The sequence below is a fragment of the Halovalidus salilacus genome (genome assembly GCF_031852275.1).
In the GTDB taxonomy this organism is placed as follows: domain Archaea; phylum Halobacteriota; class Halobacteria; order Halobacteriales; family Natrialbaceae; genus Halovalidus; species Halovalidus salilacus.
Genome location: NZ_CP134700.1, coordinates 2,741,437 through 2,759,164, shown reverse-complemented (window position 1 = coordinate 2,759,164; position 17,728 = coordinate 2,741,437). Strand labels below are relative to the sequence as shown.

Below are 17,728 nucleotides of genomic sequence, written 5' to 3'. Positions count from 1 at the left end.
GAGGGGGGCTCACTCGAGGCGGTACCGCAACAGCGCCGCGATGCCGCCGAGGTTGGACAGTTGCTGACCGGGCGGGAACTCGCTCGAGAAGACCGTCACCTCGCCGCCTTTCTGCTCGACGGTGCGGACGATGTCGTCGACGTCGACGCGCCACTCGCCGTCGGGCCCGCGCTCCTTCCGAAGCTTCTCGTCGAGGATCAGCAGGCGCTCGATCGCGCCGTACTCGGCCGCTTTCTGCACCTCCTCGGGGCCGTAGGCCGCCTTGGCGCCCTCGGCGATCCGTTTCGTGAGTTCGTCGATGTCGGCGGCCTCGCTCTCGATCCGGGTCTCCTCCTGGACGTCCGCGACGGCGCCGCGCTTGAGCACCTCGTGGACGCCGCGGTCGCCGACGCTCGCGGTGTCGACCGTCGTCACCTTCTCCGCGACCTCGGGTTCGTTCTCCTCGAGGTACTTCAGCGCGTCCTGCTTCGTGAAGCCGGGGCCGGCCAGGATGATCGCGTCGACGTCCATCCGTCGCAGAACTTTCGAGAGCTCGGCGAACAGCTCCGAGCGGTCGCGGGCGTACTCGCCCTTCCCCGTCGGGCCGGTGATCGTCGCCCGGTGGTCGGTGCCGTACTGGGCGACCGTGTGGACGTGCGCCTCGCCCTCCTCGACGGTGACGATGGTGACGTCCGGGTTCTCGGTCGCCTCCTCGGCCTCCTCGAGGCGGGCTTCCTGGTCGGGTTTCCACCACTTCTCGATCGAGAGCTCGTCGCGCTCCTCGACGTTCAGCGTGTGGTGGAAGCCGAGCTGGTCCTCCCGCGAGCAGGCGACGATCTCGCCGCTGACGCGAAGCCGGTTAGCGAACTTGTGGAACTCGACGTCCTCGACGGCGATGGCGACCCACATGTGTTCGCGCTCGCCGCCCGTGTCGCGCATCCGGTCGTCGTTGCGCTGGATCCGTCGGGTCGTATCGCCCGCGACGCGGTCGCCGGGCTCGAGCACGTACTGCAGGTGCCAGAGGTCGTCGACGCTCTCCGGGACGACCTCGACCCGCTCGCGGCCGCCCTCCACCCGCTCCCGGCTCTTGATCTGCATACTCGGGAGTTCTCGAGGGGGCGGTAAGTGCGTGACGAATCGTCTACTCTACCGGACACACTCCTTCGGCGCGCGCTGGCGGAGGTGCCGAGCGCCGCGAGGCGGCGAAGCCGATCACGTGCGAGGGGCGAGTGAGCGAGCAGCGCGAGCGAACGAGTCGGTTGGGGAGGGTGAGGTCCGTGGGTGGGAATGAAAGGGGCCGGCCGGTTCGGGGAGTGTGGCGGCTGTAGCACCGAAGCGACCAACGGGAGCGAGGAGCGCACGCCGCCACGCGACTCGAACTGGTCGGGGGCTTTCGCAGTGTTCACTCCGCCGTCGCGAAGACACGCCGTGTATCGAACTAACGGAAGGCGAGCTACCAGTAGAACGACCGGAGGAGCTACGTGTGATCGCTCCAATCTGGGCGACATGCTCAGGGAGGGCGAGACGGCGCCGACGTTCGAACGGCCGGCGGCGGTCGACGGCGCGGTGGTCCGGTCCGGGCTCGACGAACTGGTCGACGACGGCCACGGGATCGTCGTGCTTGCGTTCTACCCCGCCGACTTCGGTCCGGGGTGTTCGGACGACACCTGTCTGCTCGAGGGGTTCGACCTGTTCGCCATCGGGCGGGACGTCTCCGTCGTCGGCGTCTCGACCGACTCGGCCTACAGCCACCGTGCGTTCGCCGACCGGTACGACCTCGGCTTCCCGCTCGTCTCGGACGGCGACGGCGAAATCGCCGAGGCCTACGGCGTCCTCGAGGAGGAATCCCCGGACGGCCACCGACGGCTCGCCAGGTGGGCCGTGTTCGTCCTCGAGGGCGGCGATGCGGCCGACCCGAGCGCTGGCGGCGCCGGTAGGGGCGCCGAACGCGCGGAGTGGACCGTCGAGTACGCGTGGACGGCCTCCGATCCCGAAGAGATTCCCGACCTCGTCGCGGTCCGGAAGGCGATCGAGTCGATCACCGACGACGAACCCGCCCTCGAGCGCTACCGGATGGCCTACGAGTGGTACGAGGAGGGGCGGGCGGCCTACGATCGAGGGATCGAGGCGCTCGCCGAACCGGACTGGCTCACCGCGGCGGACGCCTTCGACGCGGCGATCGCGCCGCTGTCGGACGCCGCCGCGGCGTTCGACGCCGCCCGGCGAACCGCCGAGGACGAGGCGATCCTCGAGGGGGCGACGACGGCGAACGAGGGGGCGACCGAGCGGCGAAACGCCGCGCGGTGGTACGCCGAGGCGGCCGAGCGCTACGCTCGCGGGGAGGACGACGAGGGCGACGAGTACCGCGCGGATGCAGACGAGCGCCGGGCCGCGGCGGAGGCCGGGGACGAACCGCCGCGGCCCGAGGACCTCCTCGAGCGCTCGAACGACTGACCGCTCGGTTCACCCAGTTCGCCCGGTTCAGTTATCCCTCGAGGGCTCGAGCGCGCCGCTCGAGGGCGGGCTTTTTACCCCCGGCGTCGAAACCCCGGGGAACGATGGACACGACGGGGAGCCAACTCGTCCGCCGGTACTACGACGCGCTCGACGAGCACGACTACGAGGCCCTCGAGGAGATCCTCGCGCCGACGTTCGTCCAGCGGCGGCCCGATCGAACCTTCGAGGACCGGGCGGCGTTCGTCCAGTTCATGCGCGAAGAGCGACCGAACCCGGACACCGAGCACGACCTCCTCGAGGTGGTCGAGGACGAAGCGTCGGAGCGCGTGGCCGCCCGCGGGCGCGTGCTCGAGGGCGAGCGGGAACTGTTCGAGTTCGCCGACTTCTTCGCGCTCGAGGAGGGGCGGATCGTCCGGCTCGACACCTACTCGCGGTGACGGTTGGGGAGCGCCGGGAGACGCCCGCGGCCGACCTCACGCCGAGCAGTTGTTCGGCCCCATCTCGAGTTTCACGCGCTCCTCCGGCGGCACCTCGAGCGCGCCGCGGTTTCGCTCGATGATCTCCTCGTAGTTGGCGGGCTTCTCGCCCGCGTCGGCCAGCCGATCCACGAACGCGTCCTCCTCGAGCGAGAGGGCGTCGATCCCCGTTCTGGCCGCGCGGATCGTCGTCGAAATCGGCTCGCCGGGGCGTCCGTGCGCGAACCGACCGTCCTCGGTGACGGTGACGTGGCCCGGCAGGACGACCGCGCCCTCGGGTTCGGCGAGGATCGTCCGGTGCAGCGTCTCGTAGAGCAGCTTCGCCCCCTTCTCGCCCCCCTCGTCTCCGAACTCGAGTTCCGTCCGCCCCGTCGAGTCGACGTGGAGCGTGTCGGCCGTCAGCAGCGCCCGATCGTCCACGAGCGGGTTGATCATCTCCGTCGTGTGCCCCGGCGCGAACAGCGCCTTCACCTCGAGGTCGCCGACCTCGAGCACCTCGTTTCGCTCGAGCGGGGTGAACTCGAACGCCACGTCGCGCTCGGCCGCACGGGCCCCGAGGTAGTACGGAACGTCGACGACGTCGGCCAGTCGCCGCCCGCCCGAGACGTGGTCGGCGTGGACGTGCGTGTCGATCACGCCAGCGATCGTCAGGCCCGCCTCCTCCGCGGCGACCTCGAACTCGTCGATATCGTCGGTCGGATCGACGGCGACCGCCTCGCCCGTTTCCGAGCAACCGACGACGTAGCCGAGACAGCCCTTGGCCCGCCGTTGAACCTGCACGATCTCGATCCCCGGGCCGACGTCGACGGGAACGCGCTCGTAGACGCCGCTCCAGCCCTCCATCCCGCCGTCCACCGTCTCGATCTCGGGTCCCTCGTCCCCGAGCGCCGTCTCGAGTTGGGTCGCGAGGTTTCCGGAGGAGATGCCCTTCCCGCAGATGGTGACGACCCGATCGGCGTCGCCGACGAGGTCGCGGACGGCCTCGAGTCGGCCGTCCTCGTCGAAATTTTCCTCGGGTCCGAACGGGAAGTGGTGCGCGCCGGGGACGCGCCACGATTCGTAGCTGTCCTCGTCCCGGGTGTCCACGACGACGACGGATTCGTCGTCGCCGTCCACGAGGTCGGCGAACCGGTCGGGTGAGAGCGTGGTGACCATATCGCGTTCGTACGCCCTCGAGGGCCCTAAACCTCGACCCGGAACTCCTCGGGGCGCGGTCGACCAGGAACGTCGGGCGGACGCAATCGACCCGGACTCACCGCGGGCGCGACGTCACTTCGATCTCTCCGTCGGAAGGCGCCGATCGGTACTGCTAACCCCTCCCCGACTCGACCGGGGCGCATGCGAATCGCACGGATCGCGACGCCCGACGGACCGGTCGCCGGCCGATACGAAAACGGCGTCGTCCACGCCGACGATCGAACCTACGAGGTCGGCGTCGACGCCGACTGGTTGCCGCCCTGCGAACCCTCGGCGCTCTACTGCGTCGGCCGCAACTACGCCGCCACGCTCGAGCAGATGGAGTACGAACGACCCGACGAACCCGACTTCTTCGTCAAGCCGCCCGCCTCGCTGCTGGCTCACGAGGAGCCGATCCCGTACCCCTCGTTCACCGAGGAACTGACGTACGCGGGCGAACTCGCGGCGGTGATCGACCGTCCCTGTCGGAACCTCGCCGAGGAGGAGGTGCCCGACGTCGTCCGGGGCTACACGATCATGAACGATATGGACGCGCTCGATCAGGGCGGTCGCTCGGCCCGAAAGGTCTTCGACGGCTCCGGCCCCCTCGGTCCGTGGATCGAGACCGACGTCGACCCGACGAGCATCGAGATGCGGACCGACGTCGCCGGCGAGCGCCGCCAGGAGGCCAACACGGAGCTGATGCTGTTCGACCCGTACGAGGTGATCGCCCACCTCTCCCGCCGGGTCACCTTCCGCCCGGGCGACGTCGTCTCCTTCGGCAGCCCCGCCAACCCCGGCCTCGTCGAACCCGGCGACGCCGTCGAGATCACCTACGAGGGCGTCGGCACCCTGCGGAACACCGTCGTCGACTCGAGCGCTCGCGGCCCCCTCGAGGACGAGGGGGTGGCGGGATCGTCACTCGAGCGCGCCGGCGAGTGACCGGCCCGCTGACGTCGGCGTAACCTGGTTCGGTCACCGTTCGCGAAGATACATACCGGTCAGTCCCCACTATCCGGTATCCGAACATGACCAGTTCGCCCGTCATCCCCGACGACGCCCGGGTCGGCCGCACCGCACTGACCGTCTCGGATCTCGCGGGGACGATCGACTTCTACCGGGACGTCGTCGGCCTCTCGGTTCGAACGCGCGACCCGGAGACGGCGACGCTCGGGGCCGGCGAGACGCCGTTACTCGTCCTAACGCGCGACGAGAGCGCGTCACCCAGGGATCGGGACCGGGCGGGGCTGTTCCACAACGCGTTCAAGGTCCCTTCGCGCGCCGCGCTGGGCGCCGCGCTCGAGCGGATCCGGGCGCGCTGGCGGCTGGACGGCGCGTCGGACCACCACGTGAGCGAGGCGCTGTACCTCACCGATCCCGAGGGAAACGGCGTCGAGGTGTACGCTGACCGGCCGAGAACGGAGTGGCCGCGCGCGGACGACGGTTCGGTGCGGATCGGGACGGCCCCGCTCGACCTCGAGGACGTCGCGGCGGCGTCGGACGGGGCCGCGCGGACGCCGCCGGGGACGACGGTCGGTCACGTCCACCTGGAGACGTCCTCGATCGAGGCCGCGCGGGCGTTCTACGTCGACGCGCTCGGACTTCGCGTACGGGTGGAGGGCGGTTCGGCGCTGTTCCTCGCGGCCGGCGACTACCACCACCATCTCGGCGTCAACGGTTGGAACGACCGGTCGCGACCGGCGGGCGGCCGCGGGATCGCGTGGTACGAGTTCGTCGTGCCGGACGGCGACGCGCTCGAGACGGTCCGGCGGCGACTCGAGGACGCCAGCGTCTCCGTCGAGGACCGCGCCGACGGTCTCGAGATCCGGGACCCGGACGAGATCCCGGTCCGGATTCGGGCGGCGTAGCGTCCGTCGTCGGCCTTCTCACGGAAACCGTTCCCTCCGGATCGTCGAGTCCCGGACTCCGATGCGACGTCCCCGGTGAGAAAGGCACTTCACTCCCGGCCGCCTTCGCGGAGCCGTGAGCGCTGACGCTTCCGACTCGCGGCGCGTCGAGGTCTATCCCGGCCGCGAGGTCGTCGTCGAGTTCGACCCCGACCTCACGTTCGAGTGCGTCGACGACTGCACGTGGTGTTGTCACCACGGCGTCCTGCTGTACGACCGCGATCTGCTCGAGCTCGCCGCGCGCGCGAACCTCGCCGAGACGACGACCGACTTCCGCGGCGAGAAGTTCGTCCGCCGCGAGGAGAAGGCGCGCGACGACCACGTCGCCGAGGACGGTCACGCCTGCGCGTTCCTCCGCGAGGACGGCCTCTGCTCGCTCCACCTCGAGGAGGAGTGGAAGCCCACGCGCTGTTCGGTCTTTCCCCTCGGCGTCTGGCTCGAGGACGGCGACCTCCACGTCGACGTCCGGGAGTCGGCCCGCGAGCACTGCGAGGGGCTGAACGTGAGCGAGCGTCGCGTGATCGACGAGCTCGAGGCGTTCCTTCCCGAGCTACTGTGGGTGCTCGAGAACCCCGATTCCGACCGCGAGCTGTAGCCGGAACGACCGTCCGCGGCGAACGGAACCGGTGTGCGTCACGTGGTAACGCTCGACTCCAATCATTTAATTGCCTGACCCACGTAGTAGGTGTGTGAGTGAAGAATCCGGGCGGCGGAACCTCCGCATGCCAAACAAGGACGAAGTGTTCGCCGTGGTGACGGAACACCTCGGTGGAAACCACGTCAGACTCCGCTGTGAGGACGGCGAGGAACGACTCGGCCGCATCCCCGGCCGCATGAAGTATCGGACCTGGATCAACGAGGACGACATCGTCGTCGCGGAACCCTGGGACTGGCAGGACGAGAAGGCCACCATCGAGTGGCGCTACACCGGCCAGGACGCCGACCAGCTTCGGCGCGAAGGCCACATCGACTGAATTTTCGAGCGGCCCGCGAAACGGGCGTTCATTTCCGACTCGCGAGTGACGACCGTCGCGGCTCGAGCGTCGACGCTCGAGTCTCCGCCGACTCCCGACTCTCAACTCCCGACTCCAGTTTCGACGTCCGGGCTTCCGCAGACGCCCCGGCTCAGCCGAACAGGCGCTCGTAGAGCGAGCGCTCGGCCGGTCGCTCCGCGAGTAACACCGAGCAGTCGACCTGCTCGATGACGTCGAAGTGGAGCGTTCCGGTCACGAGTCGGGTGAGCAGTCCCCGCTCGGTGGCGCCGATGAGGATCATCGTCTGGTCGCCGGCCTCGCGACAGATCGCGGGCTCGACGTCGCCCGAGTCGTCGACGACGCGATCGGCGCTCATCAGGTCGTGGTCCGCGGCCCACTCGCCGAGGAACCGCTCCCCTTCCTCGCGCTCCTCGGGACCGTCGACGATGTGAAGGAGCGTGACGTCGGCGTTGCAGTTCGTTTCGAGGGTCTTCGCGACCTCGGCGCTCAGGTCCGAGTCGGGCCCGCCGGCGGTCGGCAGGAGGATTCGTGAAGCGTCGAAGCCCCGATCCTCGAACACGAGCAGGTCGCAGGGGAGTCGGCTGGCCAACTCGCCGAGCGGACGCTCGGTGTGGGCGGCGCCCCAGACCCGGTTGTCGCCCCAGCCCATCACCACGAGGTCGGCCTGCACGCGTTCGGCGCTCGCGAAGATCTCCTCGAGCGATCGCGACGTGACCCTCGTCGAGAGTTCGCAGTCGACGTCGTACTCGCCGATCGAGTCGGCCATGCGCTCGAGTTTGGCCTCGGATTCGGCCTCGATCCTCGCCCGCTGCCTGTCGGCGATGGCCGACGGTCGGTTGGGCGTCTGGACGATGTGAACGACGTGGACGGTCGCGGCCTCCCGTCCGCTCGCGAGAGTGGCGGCGAGGTCCACGAGGTCCGACTCCGTGCGGGGGTTCGCGATCGGGACGACCACCTGGTAGCCCTCGCCGCCCGTCGCCTCCGGGTGGTCGAGCAGGGGGACGTAGGAGCGACCGGCGAAGCCGCCGAACGCCCACTCGGGGATCGAGAGCCGTCGCTCGGTGCCCGCGAAGCGGGCGGACTCCAACCGGTCGCGCGTCGTCTGGAAGTAGTTCACGACCGTCACCAAGACGACGCCGCCGATCGTGTTGCCCGCGAGGACTGGAAGGACGAAGTTGACGAAGCCGTACCCGAACGAGACGTCGCCGAGGTAGACGAGGTACATCAACTCGGTGAACGACACGACGGAGTGGAACAGGTCACCCATCGGGATGGCGAGAAACGCTAGATAGACGATGACCACCCTCGAGATGGTGTCCTGCGAGGAGTAGTCCATCCAGACGACGCCCGCGACGACCAACCCCGCCATCGCTCCCTTGAAGAACAGGTCGGTCGCCGGGGTCTCCACTCCGTGCATGCTCACGTCCACGGCGACGGCGGCGGCCTCGGGCGAGAAGACGCCGGTGAACGCGAGGACGGCCGCCCCGACGCCACCGCCGGCGAAGTTGCCGAGCGCGACGAACACCCACACGTAGAGCAAGCGGGGGATGCTCGCCAGGCGCTCGAGGACGAGCGCGACCGGCGGCAACGTGTTCTCGGTGTAGAGCTGGTAGTTGCCGATGATGATGTAGAGAAACCCCAGCGGGTAGAGGAGCGCGCTCATCACGGGGTCGGCGTCGGTCGACTCGTACATCGAGACGTACAGCAAGAAGGTGATGGTGATGGCGAAGCCGCCGGCGACGGCGCTGAAGAACAGTTCACGCGAACTGGCGGTGACCTCCTCGTCTGCGGCCGCGACGATCCGCTGGAAGATCTCGTCGGAGGAGAACCGATCGCGGACGACCGATCCCACGGCGGGCGCGCCGCTCTTGGATCGCTCGACTGCGTCGCGAACCGCTTCGGTGTCCGGTTGCGTCCGCTCCGACGAGTCGTCCGAATCGGTCTCGGGCGGCTCCGTCGAGTGGGGGCGATCGGGTTCGCTCATTACGTAGTCGAATTCGCTGAATGACTAAGGGTTTGTCTTTCGGGATACTCGTCCGCGGAACGTGCTCTCGCGCGAGTGGAGAAATGCGTTGGAGGGGAAAGGAAGTGTAGGTTGAGGAAGTGAACCGACACCCGGGGGATGAGTCGGACGCCCCGAGACGTCGTCGGCCGTCGGTTCGACGCCGAGGAGTTCGATCGTGGATCCCGCTCGAGGCCGACCGATCCGGTCGGTTCCCGCTCCGACCCTACGTACGTATGTACCACACTTTTCACCGATCCGACGCTCACGTGAGTACATGCAACCGCTGCGGGGTGAGTCGGTGGCCGTGATCGGCGCCGGGTTCGGCGGTCTCTCTTGCGCGTGCCACCTGGCCGACGCGGGGGCCGACGTGCGCGTCGTCGAGGCGAACGAGCAACTCGGCGGCCGGGCGAGCCGCCTCGAGGACGACGAGACGGGTTTCTCGTTCGACATGGGCCCCTCGTGGTACCTGATGCCGGACGTCTTCGAGCGCTTCTTCGGCGCGTTCGATCGGACGCCCTCGGACTACTACGACCTCACCCACCTCGATCCGCACTACCGGATCTTCTTCAAGGAGAGCCCGGAACGCGATTCCGTGAATGACGCGAGCGGGCAGACCCCGCGACCACGCGGGGACCGGGTGGACGTCACGCCCGACCTCGAGCGCACGAAGCGCGTCTTCGAGTCGTACGAAACGGGCGCCGGCGAGGCGCTCGAGGCCTACCTCGAGGAGGCGCGGCGAACCTACGAGGTGGGGATGGAGCACTTCGTCTACGAGGACCGGTCCCGGGTTCGCGACTGGCTGGATCCGCGCCTCCTCACGCACGCCCGCGGGCTGACGTTCCTCGGGTCGATGCAGGACCACGTCGAGGAGTACTTCAATCACCCGAAGCTCCAGCAGATAATGCAGTACACGCTGGTCTTCCTGGGGGGCTCGCCGCAGAACACGCCGGCGCTGTACAACCTGATGAGCCACGTCGACTTCAACCTCGGCGTCTGGTACCCGGAGGGCGGCATCGGCGGCGTCGTCGACGCGATGGCCGACCTCGGCCGGGAGCTCGGCGTCGAGTACGAGACCGACCGCCCGGTCACCGCGATCAAGGGCCGCGAGGGGGCGTTCCTCCTCGAGACGGAACGCGGCCCGCTCGAGGCCGACCTCGTGGTGAGCAACGCCGACTACGCCCACACGGAACTCGAACTGCTGCCCCCCCAACAGCGCAGCTACGACGCGGACTACTGGGCGTCGAAGACGTACGCCCCTTCGGCGTTCCTGCTCTACCTCGGCGTCGAGGGCGAGGTGCCGGAGCTCGCCCACCACACGCTGGTCCTCCCGCCCGACTGGGACGAGCACTTCGCCCAGATCTTCGACGACCCGGCGTGGCCCGACGACCCCGCCTACTACTGCTGCGTCCCATCCGAGACCGACGACGACGTGGCTCCCGACGGTCACAGCGCGCTGTTCGTCCTCGTCCCGATCGCGCCGGGCCTCGAGGACGCGCCCGAGATCCGCCGACGGTACCGCGACCGGATCCTCGAGGATCTCGCCGACAACACGGGAACCGACCTTCGGGATCGGATCGTCTTCGAGGAGTCCTTCTGCGTCGGGGACTTCGCCGATCGGTACAACAGCTACCGGGGAACCGCGCTCGGCATGGCCCACACGCTCCGCCAGACGGCCGTCTTCCGCCCCTCTCACCGCTCGAAGGCGGTCGACGGCCTCTACTACGCGGGGTCGTACACGACGCCGGGAATCGGCGTTCCGATGTGCGTCATCAGCGGCGAGATCACCGCCGACATGGTGCGTGAGGACTACGGGTTCTGAGCCCGTCGACGCGGACGCGAACGCGAACCGCCGCGCGATAGCGAACGCGAGTCCGGGGAATCCGAACGCCAACGCGAGCACCACCCCGCGAGCGGGACGATAGAGCGGGCGAGACCCAGATGACACCCGATACCGACGCCGAACGCACGACCGCCGGCGGGACCGAGAGCGTCGCTGAGCAACTCTCGTACATGCTGGCGCTCTCGAGGCCGCGCTTCTGGCTGTACCTCGCGGGACCGGTGCTCGTGGGGGTCGCGTACGCGGCGGAGGCGAGGGCCGACCTCGTCTCGCTCGAGGCGGTCGTCCTCTTCGGGTACTTCCTCCTCCCGGCGAACGTCTTCCTCTACGGGATCAACGACGTGTACGACCGCGAAATCGACGCCGCGAACCCGAAGAAAGACGAGCGGGAGGTCCGCTACCGTGGGCAGTCGTCCGTCCCCGCGGCGGTTACGATCTGCGCCCTCCTCCCCGTCGCGTTCGCGCCGCTGCTTCCGTCGGCGTCGTGGCCGTGGCTCGCGGTCTTCCTCCTCCTCGGGGCCGCCTACAGCGCGCCCCCGGTCCGGTTCAAGACGACGCCGGTGCTCGACTCGGTCTCGAACGGACTCTACGTCGCGCCGGGTGCCGCCGCCTACGCCGCGGTCGCGGGCGCCCACCCGCCGGTGCTCGCCTTCCTCGGCGGGTGGTTCTGGGCGATGGGGATGCACACGTTCTCGGCGATCCCCGACATCGAACCCGACCGGCAGACGGGGATCCGGACCACCGCGACGGTCCTCGGCGAGCGCCGGACCTACGCCTACTGCGGCGCCTGCTGGTTCGCGGCCGCGGGCGCATTCGCCGCGCTGGATATCAGACTCGGGGCGCTCATGCTCGTCTACCCGGCGCTCGTCGCGGGGATCGCGACGGCGAGCGTCGCCGTAGACCGGGCCTACTGGTGGTTCCCCGCGATCAACACCGTCGTGGGCGCCGCGCTCACGATGGGCGGCCTCTGGAGGCTCCTGTATGGATGAGCCGACGGACGTCCGCGTCCGCTCGAGCGCCTCGAGGGAGAACCTCCAGCGCCGCCTCGACGCCGTCGTCCGCGAGAACCGATTCACGATCGCGGTGGTCTTCCCGGTGGTCGGCGCGGTCACGCTCGTGGGCAGCGCCGAGGGGGTGGTTCCGGAGCCGTTCGCGTACAACGCGCTGTTGCTCCTGTTCGGGACCGCGGTGATGCGCTCGCCGCTGCTCGTCGGACTCCTCCCGAGGATCGACCGTCGGGGGGTCGGGGCGCTCGGCCTCCTCACGGCCTACACGTACGCGATCGAGTTCGTGGGCGTCCGAACGGGGTGGCCCTACGGGACGTTCGAGTACGGGATCCGGTTGGGGCCCATGGTCGCCGACGAGGTACCCCTCGCGCTCCCGCTGTTCTTCGTCCCGCTGGTAGCCAACGCCTACCTGCTCACCGTGCTGGTCCTCGGCGATCGGGCGCGCTCGCTCCCGCTCCGTCTGGGAGGGGCCGTTGCCGCGGTGGTCGCCGTCGACCTCGTGCTCGATCCCGGTGCCGTCGCCGTCGGCTTCTGGACGTACGTCCCGCCCGGCGGCTACTACGGCGTCCCGCTCTCGAACTACCTCGGCTGGCTCCTCTCGGGGGCCGTCGGCGTCGTCCTCTTCGACCTCGCGTTCGGCCTCGATCCAGAGGCTCGGGAGGCGCTGCTCGAGCGCGTCCGAACCTGCGAGTTCGCCCTCGACGACCTCGTGAGCTTCGTCCTCCTCTGGGGGACGATCAACGCCTGCTACGGCAACTGGCTGGCCGTCGGGGTGGCGGGGCTGTTCGGCCTCGGCCTCCTCCGAACCGAGCGGTACGACCTCGAGATGGTGAGGACCGCGATCCCGGGCGGGAGTGACGGCTCGGAACGCGGCTAGCCTCGAGCGTCCGTCACTCCTCGTCGACCGTCGGCAGCGGTCGCTTCGAGAGCGCCATCGGGTCGTCCTCGCCGACGGCGAACGGTCGCAGGACGACGCCGAAGCCGGTCGGGGCGACGTCGACCTGGTAGCGCTCGATCGGATCGGTCGGCGTCCCGCCGACGCCCGTGACCTCGTGGTCGAGGGTGAACCCGACCGACCCCCGGTCTTCCAGTTCGTACTGGTAGTCGGCCTCGTCGAGGTTGGCCCACTGCTCGAGTTTGGCGTTCACGTCGCCGTCCGCGGCGGCGCCAAGGAGGCCCACGTCGCCGTCCGAGAGGGCGGCCCACCGGGTTTCGGCCTTGTTCCCGTTGTCGGTCGGCGGCAGGTACGGCACGTACTGCTCGTCGACCGACCCCGAGTAGCGGCCGACCGGGACGCCCCACTTGCGATCCGGGTAGGTCTCGAGCGCGCCGCGGCCGTACCACTCGAAATCCGAGAACCGCTCGGGGAGCTCGAGTTGTACGCCGACTTTCGGGAGCCACCCCTCCACCGTGTCTCGGAGTTCGTCGGTCGGATCGGCCGAGACCTCCAGGGTCACGTCGCCCGTCCCGTAGACGAGGTACTCGTACCGGGTTTCGAAGCCGGCGTACGTCGGCTCGCCCTCCTCGAACTCGTCGAAGTCGTACCAGAGGACGGCGTCCGCCGGCGGTTCGTCGAACGATTCGGCGACGTCGTCGTCGGAGAGGACTCGATCGTAGATTCGAGCGGCGTCGATCGTCGCGTTCGCGTAGCGATCCGTTTGCTCCGCGTTGTGGCCGATCCGGACCGGGTAGTCCGTCGCGTTCACGGCCGTCGCGTCGTTGGCGGCGCTCGCGATCCGCTCCCCGTCGAGGTACAGCCGAAGTTCGTCGTCCGTACAGACGCCGGTGAGCGTGTGCCATTCGTCCCCGGGCAGGTCAGCGGGGATCGACTCGTCGACGACGTGCCAGGTCTCGTCGTAGACGAAGAACTCGAACGCGTCGCCGTTGACCTTCAGTGCGTACTGGTGGTCGCCCTTCGTCACGAGCGGCACGTGGCCGCCGGTCTCGAGGTCGCGGAACGTCACCGACACCGTGAACCCCGGCGCGTCGAGGTTCAGACTCGAGTCGGCCCCGGCGTCGACGTACTGGGACCCCCCGTCGAGCGCGACGGCCCGACCGGTTCGCCCGTCGACGAGGTCCGGTCCGCCGACGACGGTCCCGTCGTTGCCGGCGTCGGACCGGTCGGGGGTGAGACGTTCCGGCTCCCGTTCGGCTCCCGTGGCGACGCCGCGGACCGCGATCCGCGCGACCGACTCCGCCGGCTGATCGACGTCGATCGATTCGACCGAGTGGTCGAGGTCGTCGAGCCCGGCGTCGTACCACGAGTGCGCCGGGGCGCGCCCCCACTCCTGAAGCTCGTTCATGATCGGGGCCCGCCAGGCGTCGAACAGCGGGCCGCGCTCGAGCAGGTCGTATCCACGGTAGGTCATCGCCGAGAGCGTCCCCGATTCGCCGTCGAGGACGTACTCGAAGTCATCGCCGGAGACGACGACGTCGTCCCCGTCCTCCGACGCGGTAACCGCCGGCAACTCCTCGGTGGTGATTGGATCGGGCTCGGGGACGTCGAGGGGGACCTCGAGTTGCTCGAACGCGACCTCGTGACCTGCATCCGCGTAGCGCGTGTCGGCCGTGAGCGCAAACGACAGCGTCAGGTGGTACTCCGTCCCCGGATCGGGGTCGGCCGGCGCGTCGAACGGGACGGTCACGCGCCGGGTCTCCCCCGGCTCGAGGTCGAGGTCGAGGCCGCCCTCGTCGACCGCCTCGCCGTCGGCGGTCAGCGTCCACGTGGCGTCGAGCGCCTCGAGGCTCGTGAAGGCGTACCGGTTCCTGACGTAGATCTCGCCGTTCGCGACGTCCGCGTCCGCGACGCCCACCGGCTGGTGGCTGTGTTTGAGCTGCCACAGCTCCGGCTGGGGGGTGCGGTCCGACCAGAGGAGGCCGTTGAGGCAGAACGCCCCGTCGGGACCGTCCAGGTGGTAGAACTGGAACGGCTCGCCGTCGTCGGTGACGTCGTTCAGGTCCTGGTTGACCCAGTCCCAGATGAACCCGCCCGAGAGGCTCAGATCCCGCAGGAGGTCGGCGAAGTCGAACGCCAGGACCGCCCCTTCTTCGATCGTTCCGTCGGCGTCCGCCGCCTCGTCGGCGCCGAGCGCTCGGTCGTAGACGCCGACGCCGCCGACGGTCCCCCGCGCGAACGCGTCCCCGTCGGCGTCGCTTCCGATCCGCAGGGGGGCGTCGCCCTCGAGGGACGCCGACGAGGGGCCGTCAGCGCGTTCGAGTTCGTCGCCGTCGACGAACAGCCGAAGGTCGCCCGCGTCGGCGTCAGCAACGCCGACGACGGTGTGCCACCCATCCCCGTCGAACAGGTCGTCGGGGGCGGGTGCGTCGACCGCCGCGTCGCCGACCGCGAACGCGAGGGTGTCGTCGACCAGGCCCAGCGCGTACCGGTCGCCGCAGGTGACGAGGGGGGCCTCCCCGTCGCGCTCGAGGCCGCGAACGGTAACGCCGACCGTGAACGACGCGCCGTCCTCGAGTGAGGGTGCGGAGCCCTCGGGGACCTCGATGACGTCGCCGTCGTCGAGCACGACCACCCCGTCGGTCCGCCCGCCGGATCCGGCGTCGGGTCCGGGGACGACCTCGGGTGCGCCGACGAGAACGCCGTCCGCGTCGGTCCCGGATCGATCCCGCGCCCGGCGGACCGGCGGATCGATGTGTTCGTTCCACATCTCGTGGACGAGGCCGAGGCTGTTGCCCATCGCGTGGTTGTACTCGCCCATCACGACGGGCCGGAGGCCGTCCCCGATGCCGGTGCCGTCGGCCTCGCGAAGGAGGCCGTCGACGCTCGGGTACCGCGGCCCGAGCATGTCGCTGTACGCGACGTTCCAGCCGCCGCCGTTGGGCTGGTGGTAGACGAGGCGGTCGGGCGCGAAGCCTTCGACGCCGCCGTCGTACGATTCGACCGCGTCGACGCCGCTCACGTCGTCGGTGTCCTCCGGGAGGTACTCGTCGGAGTCCATCACGAGGGCCGCCATCTCGAGGTGTTCCGCGCCGGTACCGGCCTCGTTTCCGGTCGACCACGAGAAGATGGACGGGTGGTTCCGGTCGCGCAGCACCATGCGGCGGAACCGCTCGACCGCCTGATCGTGGTACGCCTCGGTGTTCTCGAGCAGGTGTTCCCACCAGTGGGTCTCGACGTTCACCTCGTCCTGAACGTACAGGCCGTACTCGTCCGCCAGTCGGTAGAACGTGGGGTCGTTGGGGTAGTGGGCCGTCCGGACGGCGTTCACGTTGAACCGGAGCATCGTCTCGATGTCCTCCCGGACCCGCTCGAGGGGGACCGTCCGCCCGGTGTCGGGATCGGTCTCGTGGCGGTTGACGCCCCGGACGTTCACCGGTTCGCCGTTGACGATGACCTGAGCGCCCTGCTGGCCGCGGGTGGTGTCGTACGAGCGGAAGCCGACCTTCTCGAGCATCGCCTCCGTGGAGTCGTTCGACCCTGCCGGAACCAGTTCCAGCACCAGCGTGTAGAGGGTCGGGTGTTCGGTCGACCAGACCTCGGGATCGTCGACGTCGGCGGTCAACACGAGGTGCGCGCCGTCCTCGTCGACCGATTCGGTCGCCGAGAGGGTCGCCACCTTCCGGGCACGGGGCGGGCGGTTTCCTTTGCCGCGGCCTCGGTCGTCCGGGGGCCCCTCACCGCGACCGGGGTGGGTTCGATCGCGTTCGTCGCGGCCCCGACGGGAGTTCTCTCCCTTCCCGCGGCCGGGGCGGGCTTCGTCCGGGCCGAAGAGGTGTCCGCGCGCCGTGAACTCGCCGGCCGGCGACTCCCCGTAGTTGACCACCTCGGCGTCGACGCGGAGCGCGGCGCTCCCGTCGTCGAGGTCGGTCCGAACGTGGAAGTCGCGGAGGTGGACCCGCGGCGTCGAGTACAGGTAGACGCTCCGGAAGATCCCGGCGTAGCGGAACATGTCCTGGGTCTCGAGGGCCTCCCCGTCGCTGAAGCGGTAGACCTGAACCGTGAGGTCGTGGTCCGCGCCGGGGTCGACGTGCGCCGTGACGTCGAACTCGCCGGGGGTCATCGACCCCTGCTGGAAGCCGACGTACTCGTCGTCGATCCAGACGAAGTACGCCTGCTTCACGCCCTCGAAGTGGAGGAACACCTCGCGCTCGTCCCACTTCTGGGGGACCGACAGCGTGCGATTGTAGATCCCGACGGGGTTGTACGCATCGTCGTCGCCGTCGCCGACGCCGGGAACGTCGACCGCGCCGCCGTCGTCCGGGATCAGGTCTCCCTCCTGGGGCGGATCGTAGTGGTTCCACGTGATGTCGGTGTTCACGTAGATCCGCTGGTCGTAGCCCTCCGTCTGCCAGGTGGCGGGAACGGCGATCGACTCCCAGTCGATCCCGTCGAGCGTGTCGGGGACGTCAGCCGGCCGATCGTAGAACGCGAAGTTCCACTCGCCGTTCAGGAGTTCGACGTACCGCGACCCGGCGAACCGCTCTTCGAGTTCGGTGAACGGCACGTCCGCCCGACGGGCCTCGCCCATCGAACCGTACGGGATCGCCGCGGTGACGTGGGCGGGCTCCCGGTTCTCCTCGAAGACGGTGGGGTCCTCGAGGTACGCCTCGAGGTTCTCGATCCGGCCCGGACCCGACGTCGGTGACGGCGCGCCCGCGACGGAGCCGACCGTCGGTCCGGTCGCGAACGCCGCCAGTCCGGTCGCCTGGAGGAAGCGACGACGCGTCGTCGAGGCCGTCGGTCGACTCGACGCGGCCTCGGCGGTCGGATCGTCCGACCGAGCGCCGCTCGCCCCGTTTCCACTCATCGGACGCTCACCCCCTCGCTCGGGTTCCGTCCCGTCCGTTCGATCGTCGGCGAGCGCCGCCGGCGCTCGTTCGGCCGCCGCCGCGAACGGCGGTCGATTCCGCTCGTGTCTCTCGTTTCATTGG

At 69.5% G+C, this 17,728-nt stretch carries 13 protein-coding genes; 9 read left to right on the top strand and 4 right to left on the bottom strand.

Annotated features, from left to right (window positions below; all coding sequences use genetic code 11):
• Positions 1 to 9: 9 nt before the first annotated feature.
• The gene (locus RJT68_RS13580) at positions 10 to 1,077 is read right to left on the bottom strand and encodes an mRNA surveillance protein pelota (protein WP_407037096.1); all 1,068 of its coding nucleotides are present in this window, start codon (positions 1,075 to 1,077) and stop codon (positions 10 to 12) included.
• A gap of 408 nt (positions 1,078 to 1,485) precedes the next feature.
• On the opposite strand from RJT68_RS13580, the gene RJT68_RS13575 reads away from it, so the two are divergent.
• Positions 1,486 to 2,433: a redoxin domain-containing protein gene (locus RJT68_RS13575; RefSeq protein WP_407037095.1), complete on the top strand. Its 948-nt coding sequence runs from the start codon at positions 1,486 to 1,488 to the stop codon at positions 2,431 to 2,433.
• A 104-nt stretch (positions 2,434 to 2,537) separates the two neighbouring features.
• The gene (locus RJT68_RS13570; RefSeq protein ID WP_407037094.1) at positions 2,538 to 2,873 is read left to right on the top strand and encodes a nuclear transport factor 2 family protein; all 336 of its coding nucleotides are present in this window, start codon (positions 2,538 to 2,540) and stop codon (positions 2,871 to 2,873) included.
• Between the two features lie 36 nt (positions 2,874 to 2,909).
• Here RJT68_RS13570 and RJT68_RS13565 read toward each other — a convergent pair whose 3' ends face one another.
• Positions 2,910 to 4,067, bottom strand: coding sequence for an MBL fold metallo-hydrolase (locus tag RJT68_RS13565; RefSeq protein WP_407037093.1), 1,158 nt, complete (start codon positions 4,065 to 4,067; stop codon positions 2,910 to 2,912).
• 183 nt (positions 4,068 to 4,250) lie between these two features.
• On the opposite strand from RJT68_RS13565, the gene RJT68_RS13560 reads away from it, so the two are divergent.
• The 4 genes from RJT68_RS13560 to RJT68_RS13545 all read left to right on the top strand — a co-directional run bounded on the left by RJT68_RS13560 (position 4,251) and on the right by RJT68_RS13545 (position 6,969).
• Positions 4,251 to 5,030: a fumarylacetoacetate hydrolase family protein gene (locus RJT68_RS13560; protein ID WP_407037092.1), complete on the top strand. Its 780-nt coding sequence runs from the start codon at positions 4,251 to 4,253 to the stop codon at positions 5,028 to 5,030.
• 86 nt (positions 5,031 to 5,116) lie between these two features.
• Positions 5,117 to 5,956, top strand: coding sequence for a VOC family protein (locus tag RJT68_RS13555; protein WP_407037091.1), 840 nt, complete (start codon positions 5,117 to 5,119; stop codon positions 5,954 to 5,956).
• 115 nt (positions 5,957 to 6,071) lie between these two features.
• Positions 6,072 to 6,590, top strand: coding sequence for a YkgJ family cysteine cluster protein (locus tag RJT68_RS13550; RefSeq protein ID WP_407037090.1), 519 nt, complete (start codon positions 6,072 to 6,074; stop codon positions 6,588 to 6,590).
• 94 nt (positions 6,591 to 6,684) lie between these two features.
• Entirely contained in the window at positions 6,685 to 6,969 is a 285-nt protein-coding gene (locus tag RJT68_RS13545) for a translation initiation factor eIF-1A (RefSeq protein WP_407037089.1), read from the top strand.
• Positions 6,970 to 7,120: 151 nt separating this feature from the next.
• Here RJT68_RS13545 and RJT68_RS13540 read toward each other — a convergent pair whose 3' ends face one another.
• Entirely contained in the window at positions 7,121 to 8,974 is a 1,854-nt protein-coding gene (locus RJT68_RS13540; protein ID WP_407037088.1) for a formate/nitrite transporter family protein, read from the bottom strand.
• Positions 8,975 to 9,248: 274 nt separating this feature from the next.
• On the opposite strand from RJT68_RS13540, the gene RJT68_RS13535 reads away from it, so the two are divergent.
• The 3 genes from RJT68_RS13535 (at position 9,249) to cruF (ending at position 12,716) form a co-directional block, all read left to right on the top strand.
• On the top strand, positions 9,249 to 10,814 hold the full coding sequence (locus RJT68_RS13535; RefSeq protein ID WP_407040373.1) for a phytoene desaturase family protein: 1,566 nt from the start codon (positions 9,249 to 9,251) through the stop codon (positions 10,812 to 10,814).
• A gap of 119 nt (positions 10,815 to 10,933) precedes the next feature.
• Entirely contained in the window at positions 10,934 to 11,821 is an 888-nt protein-coding gene (locus RJT68_RS13530) for a prenyltransferase (RefSeq protein WP_407037087.1), read from the top strand.
• Complete coding sequence (gene cruF, locus RJT68_RS13525) at positions 11,814 to 12,716, top strand: bisanhydrobacterioruberin hydratase (protein ID WP_407037086.1); 903 nt, start codon at positions 11,814 to 11,816, stop codon at positions 12,714 to 12,716. The genes RJT68_RS13530 and cruF overlap by 8 nt, the downstream gene beginning before the upstream one ends.
• Positions 12,717 to 12,729: 13 nt before the next feature.
• Here cruF and RJT68_RS13520 read toward each other — a convergent pair whose 3' ends face one another.
• Positions 12,730 to 17,604: a glycoside hydrolase family 2 TIM barrel-domain containing protein gene (locus RJT68_RS13520; protein ID WP_407037085.1), complete on the bottom strand. Its 4,875-nt coding sequence runs from the start codon at positions 17,602 to 17,604 to the stop codon at positions 12,730 to 12,732.
• Between the last annotated feature and the right edge of the window lie 124 nt (positions 17,605 to 17,728).